9 protein-coding genes are annotated in these 17,737 nt (G+C 42.4%); all 9 read left to right on the top strand.

Annotated elements, in window-relative coordinates; all coding sequences use genetic code 11:
• Positions 1 to 39 precede the first annotated feature (39 nt).
• The 9 genes from GKD17_RS16835 to GKD17_RS16795 all read left to right on the top strand — a co-directional run bounded on the left by GKD17_RS16835 (position 40) and on the right by GKD17_RS16795 (position 17,636).
• Positions 40 to 3,366 (top strand): SusC/RagA family TonB-linked outer membrane protein, encoded by a 3,327-nt coding sequence (locus GKD17_RS16835; protein ID WP_007831638.1) that lies wholly within the window; start codon positions 40 to 42, stop codon positions 3,364 to 3,366.
• Positions 3,367 to 3,388: 22 nt separating this feature from the next.
• Positions 3,389 to 5,416, top strand: a complete 2,028-nt coding sequence (locus GKD17_RS16830) for a RagB/SusD family nutrient uptake outer membrane protein (RefSeq protein WP_032935584.1) — start codon at positions 3,389 to 3,391, stop codon at positions 5,414 to 5,416.
• Positions 5,417 to 5,617: 201 nt separating this feature from the next.
• Complete coding sequence (locus GKD17_RS16825) at positions 5,618 to 7,054, top strand: glycosyl hydrolase family 28 protein (protein WP_032935453.1); 1,437 nt, start codon at positions 5,618 to 5,620, stop codon at positions 7,052 to 7,054.
• Positions 7,055 to 7,754: 700 nt separating this feature from the next.
• Entirely contained in the window at positions 7,755 to 8,675 is a 921-nt protein-coding gene (locus GKD17_RS16820) for a PD-(D/E)XK nuclease family transposase (RefSeq protein ID WP_007831645.1), read from the top strand.
• A gap of 136 nt (positions 8,676 to 8,811) precedes the next feature.
• The gene (locus tag GKD17_RS16815; RefSeq protein ID WP_007831646.1) at positions 8,812 to 10,416 is read left to right on the top strand and encodes a hypothetical protein; all 1,605 of its coding nucleotides are present in this window, start codon (positions 8,812 to 8,814) and stop codon (positions 10,414 to 10,416) included.
• Between the two features lie 95 nt (positions 10,417 to 10,511).
• Positions 10,512 to 12,074 carry a glycoside hydrolase family 28 protein gene (locus tag GKD17_RS16810; RefSeq protein WP_007831647.1) on the top strand — a complete coding sequence of 521 codons (1,563 nt, stop codon included), beginning with the start codon at positions 10,512 to 10,514 and terminating at the stop codon, positions 12,072 to 12,074.
• 39 nt (positions 12,075 to 12,113) lie between these two features.
• On the top strand, positions 12,114 to 14,393 hold the full coding sequence (locus GKD17_RS16805) for a heparinase II/III domain-containing protein (RefSeq protein WP_007831648.1): 2,280 nt from the start codon (positions 12,114 to 12,116) through the stop codon (positions 14,391 to 14,393).
• Positions 14,394 to 14,541: 148 nt separating this feature from the next.
• On the top strand, positions 14,542 to 16,164 hold the full coding sequence (locus tag GKD17_RS16800) for a glycoside hydrolase family protein (protein WP_007831649.1): 1,623 nt from the start codon (positions 14,542 to 14,544) through the stop codon (positions 16,162 to 16,164).
• 77 nt (positions 16,165 to 16,241) lie between these two features.
• The gene (locus tag GKD17_RS16795; protein ID WP_007831650.1) at positions 16,242 to 17,636 is read left to right on the top strand and encodes a glycosyl hydrolase family 28 protein; all 1,395 of its coding nucleotides are present in this window, start codon (positions 16,242 to 16,244) and stop codon (positions 17,634 to 17,636) included.
• The last annotated feature ends 101 nt before the right edge of the window (positions 17,637 to 17,737 follow it).

The raw sequence follows: 17,737 nt of genomic DNA, 5'->3' as shown, positions 1-17,737 counted from the left end.
AAAACAACAATAAAACTGTTAATATTAAATTTCAAGTTTATGAAAAACGAATTCTTTAAATTTTCATCGAGAAGAATCTTGTTTTCTACGGTGATGGCTTCTGCCTTGTTGGCAGGTAGCCCGCAGACTGTATTTGCAGAGGTGAATGAGTTACAGTCTGTTATGCAGGCTGGTACAGTGAAAGGTCAAGTAGTGGATGCTGCCGGAGAACCTGTTATTGGTGCCACGGTACAAGTAAAAGGTACGACTAATGGTACAATTACCGATTTTGATGGTAACTTTATATTGAATAATGTTCCGGAAAAAGGCATATTGGTTATTTCTTATATCGGATACAAGGCTCAGGAAGTAAATATATCAGGGAAAACGAGCATTAAGGTTGTTGTGAAAGAGGATACCGAGGTGCTGGATGAAGTAGTAGTGGTTGGTTACGGTGCCCAAAAGAAAGCTTCTTTAACTAGTTCTATTAGTCAGATCAAGGGGGATGAGGCTTTTAAAAATAAGGGTATTGCTAATGCTACAGTCGCTTTGCAAGGTGAAGTTCCGGGATTGACAATTACACGCACTTCTACTCGTCCGGGTAGTGAGGGAGCAGAGATGAAAATACGTGGTGATATTTCTGTCAACGGAAAATCTTCTCCATTAGTTATCATTGATGGTATAACTGGTTCATTGGATGAGTTAAATGCCATGGATGCAAGTGATATTGAGAATATTTCAGTTCTGAAGGATGCTTCAGCAGCGATTTATGGTGCCCGTTCAGCCTCAGGAGTTGTACTGGTGACAACAAAGCGTGGTAAGAAAGGAAAGGCTCAAATATCATATAGTGGTTCAGTTAGTCGTACAATTAATGGTATTCAGCCCCCTATCACAAATAATCAGGAATGGTTGGATATGTTTTATGAAGCTCAATATAACGATGCTGCCGCTTTAAATCCTAATTTGACTACTGCTGATGAAATTCATAAAGCTGTGAATTGGTGGATATTTAATTCTTTTGGAGGTCCAACTCTGGATCAATCAGATATTGATCCGGCTACTGGTGCACCAACAGTATATAAGGGAGAAACACTTTTTAATGCCCTTCGTGCAGGTAAAGTCTTGACATTACAAAATGGCGATAAGGTAGAACGTTGGGATCCAAATGTGTATATGATGGATTATCTTTATGGTCAGGCAACTTCCCAAAAGCATTCGATTAGTATTTCGGGAGCAGATGAAAAATTCAGTTATCGGGCATCTTTGGGATATGCGGATAATAATTCACAATTGAAAGTTGCTAATGATGGAGAAAAAAAATATAGTGGTCGTTTAAATGCTGATTATCAAGCGACAGATGCTTTGAAATTTGAAACAAGCATGTCGTATGACAAACGTGATATTATAACTCCAACTACTGATGTGGGAGCTGGATATTTTGACCCCTGGTTTTGGACTGTGTATAATCAAAATGGTCAGGCTTATGATACATTCAGTGGTAACCGGAATCCTATTGGCGGGTTGACTCAAGGGGGGGAAAAGAAAAATTCATTGACAACCTTCAGAGGAAGTGCCAAAGCGACTTATGATTTTTCTAAATGGGTAAAAGGACTTTCTATTTCAGCTTCGGGAGCTTATAAAACTGTACAGAGAAATATGCAGGAAGTGAAGAATAAAGTACAATATTATGATTGGGTAGGTACACAGACTGGTAATAAGCAAGGTCCCGGACAATTGAAAGAAGAAATAGAAAAATGGGAAAACATTACTTTAGGTGCTTTTGCTAATTATAACCGTACTTTCGCTGATGTACATAGCGTTTCTGCCATGTTGGGTATGACTGCCGAACAAGAAACATATAAAAAGGTAGGTGCGGTTCGTAAATCCGGTGCTGTTTATCCGGGGTCCGGATTAACAGATTTGGATGTATGGGTAAATGGAAATAATAATGAGGCATACGGTGGACAGAATTCTTGGGGATTGGTTTCTTATTTAGGACGTTTAAATTATACTTATGCTGATAAATACTCAATAGAGATATTGGGACGTCGGGATGGGTCTTCTAAGTTAGCGAAAGAACAACGTTGGAAGAATTTTTACTCTATTTCTGGTTTTTGGAGACTTTCAAATGAAAACTTTTTAAAAGATGTTTCATGGTTGAGTGATCTGAAGCTGCGTTATAATTATGGTAGAACGGGTAGTGTGGAAGGTATTGATAATTACGAAAGGTTTGCTACTATCAAAACTGGTACGACTATTTTTGGTATAAATTCCGGTACGCATACTTCATTGTGGGTAGACGGTATGAGATCTGCGGACCGTACATGGGAAACTATCGACAGTCACGATGTGGGAGTGGATTTTGCCTTTCTCAGTAACCGTTTGAGAGGTTCATTTGATTATTTTATCAAGACCAATAACGGAATGTTTATTGATGTACAATATCCTTCTATTTTAGGTGCGGCTGCTCCTAAAAGCAACAATGGTAAGTTTCGTGCCCGTGGTTGGGAATTGGCTTTGAATTGGGATGATCAAATAGGTCAGGTGAAATATAGTATTGGAGGATCTCTTTCGGATGCATGGTCAAAAGTGCTTGAATTAGCTAATAATGAAAATGTACCCAATGAGGGTAAGAATGAAAATCGCTTGATAGGAATGCCAAGACAAGCATTGTATGTATACCAGACTGATGGAATTTTCCAAAATGCGGATGAAGTGGCTGCATATTATGAAAAGTACTATTGGAATGCGGATCATTCAGGACCGAAAGCTAATAATATTCTTCCTGCACCTCAGGAGGCGGCTACCAATACACTTCGTCCGGGTGCTCGCAAAGTAGTCGATTTGAATGGCGACGGTGCTATCACGAAGGATGACCTTTACTATGCAGGAGATATGGCCCCTCGTTTGACATTTGGCTTTAAATTGGGGTTGGAATGGAAAGGAATCGACTTCTCGGCTTTCTTACAGGGAGTAGGTAAACAAGTATTGTTAAGAAATGGATATTTGGCTGCTCCATGGACAACAAATTATGTTCTGCAAAATAAAAACTTCGCAGGGAAAATGTGGAGTGAGAATAATCGGGATGCAGAATATACTATCGCTTCACGTGATCAGGATTTTAATAAGTGGAACTATAATAACAAAGATGTCAGTGTTCAGAATAATCGGTACGTCCGTTTGAAATCTTTGGTAGTAGGGTATTCATTGCCTCAAAAGTGGATTTCAAAAGCCGGACTCAGCAAACTGAGAGTTTACTTCTCCGGTGATGACCTTTGGGAATGGACAAAAGTAAAGGATGGATATGATCCGGAATATGGTGAAAATTCAAATAATACATTCCCGTTCAGCAGACTGCTGACATTCGGGGTAGATGTTACATTCTAATAATCTGTTAAAATATAAACGTATGAAAACCATAATAAATAAATTTTTTCTTGTATCGGCTGTAGTGATGGCATTGACAGCATGCAGTGATTTTCTTGATAAAGAACCGTTGTCTCAGGGAACAGAGGCTATTGTGTTTAAGACTCCTGAACATTTTGAACAGGCTGCCAATGCTTTATATAATGTAATTGGATGGAAAAATCTGGATGATAAGCCGTCTTACGATGATATAATGGACCGGGGGACGGATATCAGTGGACTAGGAAGCAATGGAGGTGGTTCTGCACCGGAAGAAAATTGGAGTTGGGACAAGCCTTATTCCCATATCCGTACTTGCAATATCTTGTTGGAAAAGGCAGAAGCCTATGATGGAAGCCAAAGCGATATTGCCCAGTCAGTGGGTACTGCTTATTTTTTTCGTGCATGGCAGCATTTTTATTTGTTGCAACATTTTGGTGGTGTGCCTATTTCAGACCATGTGTTGACTGTCAGTGACGGAGTGTTACAGGCCCCTCGAAACAGTCGGTATGAAGTGGCAGCCTTTATTATGTCCGATTTAAGAGAGGCTGTAAAGCACTTACCTAAAGAGACAGAAATCCCGGAAGGAAGCAAAGGAAAAGTAAGCAAGGAAGCTGCCAAGTCTTTTTTGGCCAGAGTATTGCTTTATGAGGCTACGTGGGAAAAGTATGTTCCTGCTATCAATTATGATTTAGATGGTGATGGTACTTCACAAGGGGCAGGCACTGCTAAGCCAGAAGGATATCCTTCTATAACCGATATGCTGACAGAAGCAAAGCAGATGTCAAAAGAGGTGATAGAAGAAGCTGAAAGTGGAACTTATAAGTTGTGGACAGAATGTGACTCTTTGAGTTATTACTATTTGTTTAATATTGATGATAAAGGTGGGAATATTCCTAATTTCAAAAGTGTGGGAAAAAGTACAAATAAAGAATTTATTTTTTACAAAAAATATGACTACGATCTGAACCGCGGTGGTATTAATTTATCGCATTCAGTCATGGTAGGCGCAGCAACGGGTATGAGTGCCCAGTTTGGTGAATCTTTCCTTTGTCGCAACGGACTTCCTATTCGTATCAGTTATACAGGTAGTATGTCTGATGCGCAGAATAATCCAGAATTCGAGGGATATGCTACATTTATAGGTGAATATCGTAATCGTGATTATCGTTTTGTCGGCTGTACTTTCTTGCCTGACCGTGTATCTTATAGTAGCCGTACTGAAGATGGACGTCAGCGTACGGATGCTAATCAACCGTATCCTACTCCTGTGTTTCCGAAGGACAATGATCATTATGATCCTACTGATCCCGTATATAGCAGTTCTTGTGCAGTGTTCCATCCCACAATCAGAAATAATAGTACAATGGGGGGATATAGCAGCCGTAAATATCTGATTGAAGGAGCGAATCGTCCGGATAATACAGAATCTGCAGATTTCCCGTTGATCCGTTTGGCAGAAGTACATTGCATTTATGCCGAAGCTACTTGTGAATTGAACAATGGAAACATTTCAGATGAAGATCTTAATTTTTCTATTAATAAAAATCGTGCCCGTGCCGGAGTGGCTCCTTTGACCAATGCGTTGATTGCCAATGTTTGGGATGCTGGTTATTGGGATCATGCTACAGGAAAAACTATTTGTAAAAAAATGAATATGTTGGATGAAATACGTAGAGAGCGTGCATGTGAACTTTTTGGTGAAGGCTTTCGTATGGACGATTTGAAACGTTGGGGTATTGCGCATATCAACCTGACTGGCCGTAAACTGGGCCGACATGTTTTGAGGACAGCATACGAAACAGAGAAAGCCAATGATGCCACTTACTTCGGTGAACCTTGTTATTATCCGGAAAAGTATCCTTTGCTTTATGGGCTTTATGAAGGCTCTGATCCTAACGACCCTGACTATGGACGTTCTATAGCAACTTTGGCTGGTAATTTGCTTTATACACAAAGAGATTATTTAGATCCTATTCCTCGTCAGCAGATACGTTTGAATCCGCAATTAACGCAGAATCCCGGTTGGTAATAAAAACTGAAGGATAAATCGAAAATCAATAGACTGATTTATAGCAGATAGGGTGTGAAATAAGAATATTCTTTAGGTAAAAGATTATTTCACGCCCTAATTTATAATGAAATTGCAGTATATTAGAATTGCCGGTAGGCGATTTGAGTGATTGATAGTTATCGAACGTATATTCTATAAAACCAATAATAAACTTTACAAATGGAAAGAATGAGAACATTATGCTTGACAGGTCTTTTATGGATGATGACCTGTATCCTTTATGCGCAAAACCAGTTGATAACTTACACGGTTCCCGGTGACGGGGTGGAGTTGAAAGACGATTTTACAGTTCGGGTGAGGCAATCGGGCGGTGGATGGAAAGAAGTAGTCACTTATCCGGTGAAAGTAGATGAAGTACGCCAGACGAAGCATCATGTTGAACTGGCCTCAATGGGATATTTTGACTTTTCCGGGCAGGTGGAAGTTTCCGTCACCTATAATAAAGGAGAAGTAAAGAGTGGCAGGGTGCGTCCGTTGTCGTATGGTATCACTCCGAGGATCAGCGGCAGTACGATGACTTTTACACTAGACCGTCCGCGTAACTTGTCCATTGAAGTAAATGGAGACATCTTCCATAATCTTCATCTTTTTGCGAATCCGATAGATGAAAACCGCCCGAAGAAATTGAAAGACAAGAATCTGATTTATTTCGCTCCGGGAATACATCAGTTACCCGGCGATACACTCAATGTTCCTTCGGGAAAGACTGTCTATGTGGCAGGTGGGGCCATTGTGCGTGGATGTATCCGTGCGGTCAATGCCCGTGATGTGAAAATTCTGGGACGGGGTGAGGTGCATCCCGAAGGTCGTGGGGCAGGTATCAGCATTGTTAATTCACGAAATATATATGTGGAAGGTCTCATCACAACCCAATGTCCCACTGGAGGTTCGGACAGTGTGACAATCCGCAATGTAAAGGCCATCAGTTCATACGGGTGGGGGGACGGTATGAATGTGTTTGCCAGCAACAACGTCTTGTTTGACGGAGTATTTTGCCGTAACTCCGATGATTGCACTACCGTGTATGCTACACGTATGGGGTTTCATGGCGGATGCCGTAATGTAACAATGCAGAATTCTACCCTGTGGGCAGATGTGGCGCATCCTATTTTTATCGGGCTGCATGGAGATGTGGAAAGAAATGAAGTGATGGAGAATCTGACTTACCGGAACATTGATATTTTGGATCATCGGGAAATGCAGGTGGATTATCAAGGCTGCCTGGCTATCAATGCAGGTGATAATAATCTGGTCCGGAATGTGCGGTTCGAGAATATCCGTATCGAGAATTTCAGGCAAGGACAATTGGTGAATCTGCGTATATTTTATAACAAGAAGTATTGCAAGGCTCCGGGCAGGGGCATTGAGAATGTGCTTTTTAAAGATATTACCTATAATGGCGATCATGCCGAACTCTCACATATTGTTGGCTATGACAAGGAACGGATGGTGAAGAATATTCGTTTTGAGAATCTGAAGATAAACGGTAAAGTTATATCGGATGATATGGCCGGCAAGCCTGCATGGTATAAAACATCAGACATGGCGCGTTTCTTTGTTGGGGAACACGTGGGCAGTATTGTATTTACAAAATAAAAAAGGTCAGTCTCAAGCAAGAGTTTCAAGAAGATTTAAACAACTCAGCTAAAAAGACCTACAACATTGTCTAAAGAAAATTATTATAAATGGCATGAGGTAGCAGTGAGTTCGGTAGTATAGCGACTGTTTTCTTACTATATGTTTTTTGAAAAATATCTGTCACACTGTCATATGACTTTTCAATACCTTGTTATACAGTGTATTAAATTTGTGATGAATACTGTGACAGATAAAAAAAGTGTCACCCTTCTGTCACACAGAAACGGATGAAGTAGTTCTCTCGATGAGCTGTTTCATGCAGATAACCTATGTGGTTAACAGGGTGTTCCAACGTGTGGAACAGTTGATTCCACCATCAGAAACAACTTGTTTTATACTATTGGAACTCCTTGTTTCACATGGGGAAATAAGGAGTTCCATCAGACAGGCTCCTTTGTTCCTCTCAAGAAATGAGGAAGATAAAGAGTATCCGTTTCGAGAACCTGATGATAAACGGTAAGGTGATGTCGGCATGATATGCCCGAAAGGCCCCAATGGTATAAGATTCCGGATTGGGCAGGTATCTTTGTGGAAGAGCATATGGAGAATGTAACATTTGTGAAATAAGAAATAAGGGTAATTATTTAAGTGGAATAATTCTTTAAGAGCAATCCTTTTTCGTATCTTTGTCCATTGAAAATGAATAAATTATATTCTTATGGAATTACAAGATAGATATATCCGTTTTGATTGGGCAGTCAAACGCCTGTTGCGTCATAAAGCCAATTTTGGTGTGCTCGAAGGGTTCCTTACGGTGCTGATAGGTGATGATATCCATATAGTGGAGATTCTGGAAAGCGAGGGTAATCAGCAAACGGAGGAAGATAAGTTCAACCGGGTTGATATCAAGGCTCTTAATAGTAAAAATGAGATTGTTATCATCGAGATCCAAAATACCCGTGAACTGTATTATTTGGAGCGTATCCTGTATGGAGTAGCCAAGGCCATTACGGAGCATATCTCATTGGGTGAAACTTATTATAAAGTTAAAAAGATATATTCCATCAGTATCCTTTATTTCGATATCGGTTATGGAACTGATTATCTTTATCATGGGCAGAATATATTTAAAGGGGTGCATACGGGAGATTTCCTGCAGGTCAGTACCCGGGAGAAGGATGCTATTGTGCCTCGTATGCCTTCCGAAATTTATCCTGAGTATTTCCTTATCCGTGTGAATGAGTTTAATAAGGTGGCCATGACTCCCCTTGAGGAATGGATAGAATATTTGAAGACGGGTATTATCCGTCCTGACACGACAGCTCCCGGATTGGGGGAGGCACGTGAAAAATTGAAATATTATTCAATGACCCCTCAGGAACGTCATGCTTACGATGAACATCTCAGCGCTTTAATGATTCAGAATGATGTTCTTGATTCTGCCAAGTTGGAAGGAAAGATAGAAGGGCGTATGGAAGGGCGTATGGAGGGTCGCGAAGAAGGTCGTGCGGAAGGTCGCGAAGAAGGCATTAAGGAAGGTGTCGTTCGCAATGCCCGGAGGATGAAAGAAAAAGGGCTCTCTACAGAGGATATTATGGAAATTACAGGATTGACATTGGAAGAGGTTCATCAGTTGTAATTCTTGTTCGGTTAAAAAGATCCACAGGTATCCTCATGAGGTATCTGTGGATTTTTATTTTAATGAATGAGGTGTTGAGTGAATATCGTGAGTGGAGCGTATTAAAAAGAAAATATTCATTTAAACATATAGCTTGATGAGGAAATTAGTATTTGCTTTATTGTTATTGTGCAGTGCTTTGTTTGCTACTGCCCAAGAATGGCAATGGTCCGTACAGTTGAAAGGATTCATCTCTTCCGAAACCGGCAAAGAACCGACTGCCTTCCTGTGGATACCTTCCGATTGCCATCAGTTGCGTGCCGTAATGGTAGGAAAGCACAATATGAGTGAGGAAACCCTGTTCGAGATGCCGCGTTTCCGGGAAGCATTGTCCCGGATGGGAATCGGACTGGTATGGATCACTCCCGGAATCGACCAGCAATGGGATGTGACAAAAGGAACGCAAGAGATTTTCAATCGGATGATGAATGACCTGGCGGAAGTCAGCGGCTATTCTGAGTTGGAACATATACCTGTAGTTCCTGTCGGTCATTCGGCAATGGCCACTTATCCGTGGAATTTTGCCGCTTGGAATCCTGAACGGACATTGGCTGTCATTTCTTTGCATGGAGATGCTCCCCGTACCAACCTGTGTGGCTATGGCGGGGAGAATCTGGAGTGGGGTAGGACACGTAATATAGATGGTATTCCGGGATTGATGATTGAAGGAGAATATGAATGGTGGGAGGCGCGGGTGAACCCTGCTTTGGCGTTTCGGATGATGTATCCCGAAAGTTGTATTTCATTTTTGTGTGATACGGGACGTGGACATTTTGATGTGGCCGGGCAGACTGCCGATTATATTGCTTTGTTTCTGCGAAAAGCGTTGGAATACCGTTTGTCCGGACATCCTTCTTTGAATGAGCCTGTCCGTTTGAAAAAACTGAATCCGAAAGAAGGGTGGTTGGCCGAGCGTTGGCGTCCGGAGCAGAAGGACAGGGCTAAGGCGGCTCCTTATCGGGACTATAAAGGAGATAAGCACGATGCATTTTGGTATTTTGATAAAGAAATGGCCGGACTGACCGAAGCCCGCTATGCAAAATATAAAGGTAAGCAGATGCAATATCTTGGATTTATGCAGAGAGGCCGGTTGGTTAAATATGATGCCGGACAACATGCCGGAGTGATTGCCGCTTTCCGGCCGGAAGCCGATGGCCTGACTTTTCACGTAAAAGGGGTGTATACGGACTCTTTACGCTCCTCACTGATAAAGGAACATGCTCATGGCGGAATTGAAGTTACTCGTATTTGCGGTCCGGTGGCAAAGGTGAATGATACTACTTTTACCGTGCGTTTTTATAGAATGGGAATGGATAATCCGAAGCGTACCGGAGATATCTGGCTGTTGGCCGCTAATGAGGGTGACAGTAGATATAAGAGTGCGGTACAACAATTCAATATTCGTATTCCTTATCGGAATACAGAGGGAAAACGCCAATATATACTTTTTCCGGGGATAGAAGATGTGAGGGAAGGAGTGGAATCAGTTTCTCTTGAAGCTGTTTCTGATTGTGGATTGCCCATATATTATTATGTAAAGGAAGGCCCTGCGGAATTACAAGATAACAGGCTGGTCTTTACGAAAATTCCTCCCCGCAGTAAATTTCCGGTGAAAGTCACCGTTGTAGCCTGGCAGTACGGGATTGCCGGACAGGTACAGACGGCTGAACCGGTGGAACGCAGTTTTTTTATAACGAAATAGTCAGCTCCGCGTTGAGTCTTTATTTCTTCTCTTTCGTATTGAATGATATAAAGGGAGAAGTTGCGATTTGTTATTATCATAATTCAGTAAATACCATGAAAAAGAAGCTGATGACTTGTCTTTATCTATGTCTTTCTGTCATCCATGTTTTTGCTCAAACGAAGGAGCACGGGAGGACGGGAGAATTTAATATTCTGGATTTCGGAGCCACCCGTGATACTATGATGGTGCATACGAAAGCTATCAATGAAGCGATTGAAAGCTGTTACAGGCAGGGTGGCGGAAGAGTGGTTATTCCTCCGGGTAAATTTAAGACAGGTACTATTTTTCTGAAAGATAATGTAGAACTTCATTTGGATAACGGTGCCTGCCTTTATGCCAGTGAGGATTATGCTGATTTTCCTATTCAGCCGAGAGCAGTTTACCGCTCTTTGAAAGATGCAGGCGGATGGTCGGCGTTGATTTATGCGGTGGGGGCTAGGAATATAGCCGTTACAGGCAAAGGTGTAATTGATGGGAGAGGAAAGGGCAGAAAAGGGCGTGTGGGCGGAGTACCGGGTGATGCCGACGGCAGGCCGCGCAATATCCTTTTTATTTCATGTAAAGGGGTACGTATCTCAGGTATCAGTATGAGGAATTCAGCCTTGTGGAATCAACATTATCTGGATTGTGAAGATGTTATTGTAGAGCATATCCATGTTTTCAACCATTGTAATGGTAATAATGACGGTATAGATATTGACGGTTGTCGCAGGTTTATCTTGTCTGATAGTGTCATCGATTCGGACGATGACGGAATCGTGTTGAAAAGTACGGGGCTGGCTCCTTGTGAAGATGTCGTTATTAATAATTGTATTGTCAGCAGCTTTGCCAATGCTATAAAATGTGGCACCGAATCGACCGGAGGATATAAGAATATTGTCATTTCTAATTGTATTGTTAAACCGAGTTGCAATAAAGGGGACCGCATTATAAAATCTACTCCAAGCGGTATTACGGCTATTTCTTTGGAGGTGGTGGATGGTGGAATAATGGATGGCGTGTCTATTGACAATATCGTAATTGAGGGTACGGAATGTCCTTTGTATGTCCGTTTGGCGAATAGAGGCCGGAAATATATAGATGAGGCTCCGGTTCCTCCAATAGGAAAAATGAGAAATATACAGATTAGTAATGTAACCGCTTATGATACCGGTAATTTTTGTTCTTCCATAACGGGGATTCCCGGTGGTGAGATAGAGAATATTTATTTGAGCAATGTTCGCTTTCTAAATAAAGGCGGGCTTGTAGCAGGAAATTGCCGTACGGCGAATGATATGCAAGGGAAACGGCATGATACTGCCGGAAATGTATTTCGGAACCAATATTGGTCTTCCCATCGGGAGGTGAAAGAGGATGAGAAAGGTTATCCGCAACCTACTGTATGGGGGAATCTGCCGAGTTATGGACTGTTTATCAGAAATGTGAGAAGTATAGCTGTGGACAATGCCACCTTTCAATCGGAAAAGCCTGATCCCAGGATACCGGTAATTGCCGTTAATGTAGGGAACTTGTCGCTTGACCGGATACAAGTCAACGACATTTCTTCCGCCGGTGTACTTTTGGATAATGTCAGGACGGCGGATGTAGACAGACGGTTGAGGAAAAGCGGAAAGTGATTTTCTATGTCGTTAAACAATAATTAAACCAACAGAAATATGAAACGGATATATGTATGTCTATTGATTTTTTTATGCTTTGCTTTTGTACAGGCGCAAAAGATAAAACACCCTGCTTTGCTTTATACTCCGGAGCGCATTCAGCAGGTGAAACAACGGATTGTAAATGATTTAAAGATGGCTGAGGCATGGGCTTCTATAAAGAAGACGGCAGATGAACAGTTACAGAAAAAGAATCTAAGCAAGGCGGATTACCTGGCTTTGGCTTATTTGATGACAGATGAAAAAAAATACGCTGACAAATTGAAAGAGATTTTATTGGATGTCATTAAGGAGGATACGTGGGGCAGTGAAGAAATGCTGGCGCGTATCCCTGTCTGGAGAGCGGATTTGGGACTGGCACATAAGGCTTACCTTTCTGCCATAGCCTATGATGCTGTTTATAATGACCTTTCAAGTTCCGAGAGGAAAGAAATAGCGGAAGGATTGAAACGGTTGGCCCTTGACCCGTGTCTGGGGGACTGGGTGCTGGAGCCGGCACGTATTCATTCGTTGAATTCGATGGGACATAACTGGTGGACTTCTTGTGCCTGCATGGGCGGCATACTGGCCTTGAGTTTACAAAACGAATTGCCGGAGGCAAAGCAAGGAGCGGAGGTGGTATATGAGGCTCTTCCCCAATGGTTTGACTTTGCCGGAGATGTCTTGCAGCAGAAGCCGAAAAGCTTTGATGCCGATGGAGGGATGTATGAAAGTCTCAATTATGCCAATTTCGGGATTCAGGAAGCATTACAGTTTCGTTTGGCATGGATGAACACCCATCCCGGACAAAAGCCGGTTCAAATTCCGCAACTGGATAAATTGTCCGATTTCTTTGTGCATGTCTGCTATCCGCGTACAGGTATACTATATAATATGAATTTTGGTGACAGCCATAAGAATGTGACTGCCGAAAGTACCTTGATGCTGCTCTATGCGATGGGAATCAGGAATGATAATATGCTTTGGTATATGAATCAGGTGGAACAGGGGCAACACCGTGACGGTTATTTTATCGACCGTCCGATGGGATTTCTCTATACGCCCGATCTAAGCAAAGCGCCGCAGTTGCCTGAAATAAAGAAATCACAACTTTTTGCAGATTTTGGGTGGGCTACGATGCGTACTTCCTGGGAGAAGGATGCTACCATGCTGGCCGTTAAATCGGGGCATACATGGAATCATTCTCATGCGGACGCCAACTCGTTCATCATCTTTCATAAAGGAGTGGATATTATAAAAGATGCGGGAAACTGCTGGTATCCTAATCCCAGTTACCGTAATTATTTTTTTCAAAGCGAGGCACACAATGTCGTGCTTTTCAATGGCAAAGGACAGTCGCGTGAACAACAATATCATGGTTCAATGCTGAGAGGGTATTTACATTATTTGCTCGATGCGGATAATGTAAAATATGTATTGGCCAATGGAACCGGCCCGTATTCAGACCAGTTTAGTCGTAATTTCCGTCATTTCCTGTGGATAGATGATGTGATTTATATGATTGATGATTTGAAAACTCATGATGTGGGACATTTTGAATGGCTTTGGCATCCGGGAGGAGAGGCGGAAAAACGTGGAATTGATCTGAATATAACAAATGGGAATTCTTCAGTTGTTGTCCGTCCGCTATATCCCCGTTTGTTGGCGAAATCCGATTTTGTACATGATTACCCCGAAGATTTATATTGGGAAGAAGTAGAAGCTCCAACGGAGGATTTAAAAGGAACAGAAACGTATTATTCATTTCATTTGCCGGCAAAAGTGGATCGGGTGAAAGGGCTGACCGCCATCATCTTGAAAGAAACGCCGGACCAGAAAGATCTTCCTTATATGGAAAGACGGGAAGGCAAAGATTGGATAGGACTTCGTATTCATTATAAGGGAAAAATAACAGATCTCTATATCAATCAATTGGCCGACGGGCGATTGATGCATAGCAATTCATGGATTGAAGCGGACGGATGGTTTACGGACGCTTATATGTTTGCAGTCACTTATGAGGCTGGTATGGAACCAGCCGGTTCAAAAGAGCACTTTATTTGTTATGGAAGCGCTTTAAGACGAGGAGATGTTTCTTTCTTTTCTTCTTTGGCTAAGCTTTTTGTGATTCAAAAGGAGGAAAACGGGCGGATGAAATTGTGGATGGATGGTCAACCGAAGATGAATGCTGGATTCAGAAGCGAGAAACGTCCGAAAGCGGTTGTCGTGAATGGAAAGGTAACTCCTGTAGTTTATGAGAAGGGCACGGTAAAAGTATCAGGCGTGGTTATTGAATGAGCGGGTAAGGCGAAGAATTTGGTGGAAGTTTATTTTACGCAAAGGTTTGCGTGCTTTTTGTTAAGCTGGCTGGTACTTATGTCAGCTTAATCTTTTTATTTTTGAGCATATAAATAAACGATTTGTTAACGTGTAAAATAATGATACGATGAAAAAGCTCTTCTTTTTAATGGCTGCGAGTTTTTTGTTTGCTCCTGTACATGCACAGATAACCGAGCGTGAACGTCCTGCCGAATGGCAACATCTGGTAAAGGGTGCACGTTTTATGGACCGTTTCCTTCCGATGCCCGACGGTATCCAGGCCAAGGGGATATGGGGAACTGACAGTGTGCTGAACCGTTATGTGGATAATGGCATTGAGCTTCCCGGAGTTTCTTTCTGGGGAGGAAATATATTGCAGGATACGGAAGGCAAATATCATCTGTTTGTGTGTGGCTGGCCCGAGAACTCTCCGAAAGGTCACATGTTCTGGTCAAACTCTACCGTTTTTCATGCGGTAAGTGACCGGCTCACGGGACCTTTTAAAATACGGAATTCCATTGGAAAAGGACATAATCCGGAAGCGTTCCGTCTGTCGGACGGCCGTATCGTGGTCTATGTTATTGATGGTTATTATATAGCGGACAGGGTGGATGACAAGGTTTGGACGTATGGAAAGTTCAGTTTTGACCCGCGTGACCGTAAAATCATAGAAGGCCTCTCCAATCTGACTTTTGCCCGTCGTCAGGATGGCTCTTATCTGATGGTATGCCGCGGTGGAGGTGTCTGGATCAGCAAAGACGGACTTTCACCCTATAAGCAGTTGACGGACAAACGGGTTTACCCGGACGTGGAGGGCCGGTTTGAAGATCCGGTGGTATGGAGGGATGATTTGCAATATCACTTGATCGTAAATGACTGGTTGGGCAGGATTGCTTTCTACCAGCGTTCCAAGGATGGAGTACATTGGGTGACGGAACAGGGAGAAGCATACATGCCGGGCGTATCATTCCATAAAGACGGAACGGTGGAGCGTTGGTTTAAATATGAGCGTCCTAAGGTTTTCCAGGACGAGAAGGGGCGTGCCGTCCAAATGAATTTTGCCGTGATTGATACGATAAAATGGAACGACCTTCCTAATGACAAACATAGTTCCAAGAACATAAGCGTTCCCTTGAATAAAGGGATGCTATTGTCCGTTTTGAATGAAAAGGAGATCACTCCGTCTACCCGTACCATTGAAGTGAAGATTGCCGCCGAAGAGGGGTTCCATCCGCAAACGGATGTGGATGTAAAGTCGTTGCGGTTCGGTTCGTTTACAGAAGTGAACTTCGGGCGTGGTTGCAAACCGGTGAAGACCAAGGTTTCGGGGGAAGACTTGATTGTGGTTTTTAATGCCGAAGGAAGTGGAATTACCTCTGGTGAGTTTGCTCCCAAAATGATAGGAAAACACAGGAATGGGAACATGCTTTACGGTTATGCCCGCCTGCCTTATGTGAATTACCGGCCGGCTTTGCTTTCTGCCCGTCGTCCTGTGTTTGATAAGGAAAAAGGGGAATTGAAAGTGGAGATACAAAACTTTGGATTGTCTGCATCGGAACCGGCGGAAGTGGAGGTGATATGTGGCGGCCATAGCTTGGGGCGGATGACTCTAAAGACATTGCAGCCTTATGAAGTAGAGTATCTGGCCTTCTCTCCGGATGCAGCCTTGGCGGATGACAAATCATCTTATGAAGTCGTATTTTTTTATGAAGGAAAAGAGGTGGAACGGAACAGATTCGGAAAAGACTGATTTAATTTGTAAGTTGACGGTTGATAACATCTTATTTTTGAGTGAAAAACGTTTGCCCAACGTATCTAATAAGAAAAATGCAAAATATGAAGAATTTATTGACCTTTTGTCTTATGGTATGCTGTGTGGCCGTACAGGCTCAATTAGTGACTTATCCCGAAGGACTGCAGACCGGTATGCCTCATAATGATGACTATACGGTTCGTGTCCGTGTGCCGGGGGGCGACTGGAAAGATCTGTTTGAGTATAATGTGCAGGTAGATATGGATAGGGTACAGGATGCTTCGATGGTACAGTTTGATATGGGCAGTCCTGTAGAAGTGATGGTGAAAAAAAATAATGGGATGATTCATGAGGTCGATATCCGTCCGCAGGCCAGGAAAGTGCAGTATGTGCAGAATAAGAATGTAATTACGTTTACGCTGGACAAACCTCAGTATCTGTCTGTGGAGTTTAATGGCGACCGCCTGCATAATCTCCATCTTTTTGCCAATCCGATGGAAACGGAGACTTACTCGAAAGAAGAGAAAGGAGTGATGTATTTCGGGCCGGGAGTGCATCGTCCCAAAGATCTGCCGAACAATCAGATAAGAATACCAGGCAATACGACGGTTTATCTGGCACCGGGAGCTGTTGTGAAAGCGAAGTTGCTGCTGGATAAAGTGGAGAATGTACGGATCATTGGGCGTGGCATTTTGGACCATCCTGTTCGTGGTATCGAAATCACTGATTCTAAAAATATAGTGATAGATGGCATAACAGTGGTCAATCCTGATCATTATACCGTATTTGGCGGAGGTGCTGAGGGGGTGACAATCAAGAACCTGAAATCATTCAGTTGTAAAGGTTGGAGCGATGGCATCGACATGATGTGCTGTCACGATGTATTGATAGACAATGTGTTTATGCGTAATAGTGATGACTGCATTGCTTTATATAATCATCGTTGGAACTGGTGGGGCGGTTCGGACAATATCACTGTACAGAATTCCATTCTTTGGGCGGATATTGCTCATCCTATCAATGTAGGTGGTCATGGTGATCCGAATTCTCCGACAGGAGAGATTATTGAGAATCTGGTTTTCCGCAATATTGATATTTTGGAACATGATGAAGATGATGTGCCTTATCAGGGATGTATGGCTATAGATGCAGGCGACAGGAACAGGGTGAAAAATATATTGTTTGAGGATATTCGTGTGGAAAGTATTCAAGAGGGGAGGCTGTTTCATATCAATGTCCGTTTTAACGGGAAGTATGACAAACAACCCGGACAAAGCATTGATGGAGTGATTTTCCGTAATATTACTTATAACGGGGTGGGAGAGAACCCGTCACTGATAAAAGGATTGGACAAAGACCGGATGGTACGGGATGTGACTTTTGAGAACGTTGTGGTTAATGGGAAGAAAATGAAAGATTTAAGTGGTTTTATAACCAATGAATATATTGAAAGAATTGAAGTCAAATAGTATCTTTTATGTAAATCATAGGAATATGAGGATTCTGGCATTTATTTGTTTATTAGTATTATCCGGTTTGACCGGATTATATTCACAAGATACCGGCGATG

This window comes from Phocaeicola dorei (genome assembly GCF_013009555.1).
GTDB lineage: Bacteria > Bacteroidota > Bacteroidia > Bacteroidales > Bacteroidaceae > Phocaeicola > Phocaeicola dorei.
The sequence above is the reverse complement of the archived record's forward strand: the minus strand, read 5'-3'. Positions and strand labels throughout refer to the sequence as shown.

Bases quoted from the DNA above. Each gene is read 5' to 3' on its own strand.
- GKD17_RS16835 (WP_007831638.1), top strand. From the start codon at position 40: ATGAAAAACGAATTCTTTAAATTTTCATCGAGAAGAATCTTGTTTTCT.
- GKD17_RS16830 (WP_032935584.1), top strand. From the start codon at position 3,389: ATGAAAACCATAATAAATAAATTTTTTCTTGTATCGGCTGTAGTGATG.
- GKD17_RS16825 (WP_032935453.1), top strand. From the start codon at position 5,618: ATGGAAAGAATGAGAACATTATGCTTGACAGGTCTTTTATGGATGATG.
- GKD17_RS16820 (WP_007831645.1), top strand. From the start codon at position 7,755: ATGGAATTACAAGATAGATATATCCGTTTTGATTGGGCAGTCAAACGC.
- GKD17_RS16815 (WP_007831646.1), top strand. From the start codon at position 8,812: ATGAGGAAATTAGTATTTGCTTTATTGTTATTGTGCAGTGCTTTGTTT.
- GKD17_RS16810 (WP_007831647.1), top strand. From the start codon at position 10,512: ATGAAAAAGAAGCTGATGACTTGTCTTTATCTATGTCTTTCTGTCATC.
- GKD17_RS16805 (WP_007831648.1), top strand. From the start codon at position 12,114: ATGAAACGGATATATGTATGTCTATTGATTTTTTTATGCTTTGCTTTT.
- GKD17_RS16800 (WP_007831649.1), top strand. From the start codon at position 14,542: ATGAAAAAGCTCTTCTTTTTAATGGCTGCGAGTTTTTTGTTTGCTCCT.
- GKD17_RS16795 (WP_007831650.1), top strand. From the start codon at position 16,242: ATGCAAAATATGAAGAATTTATTGACCTTTTGTCTTATGGTATGCTGT.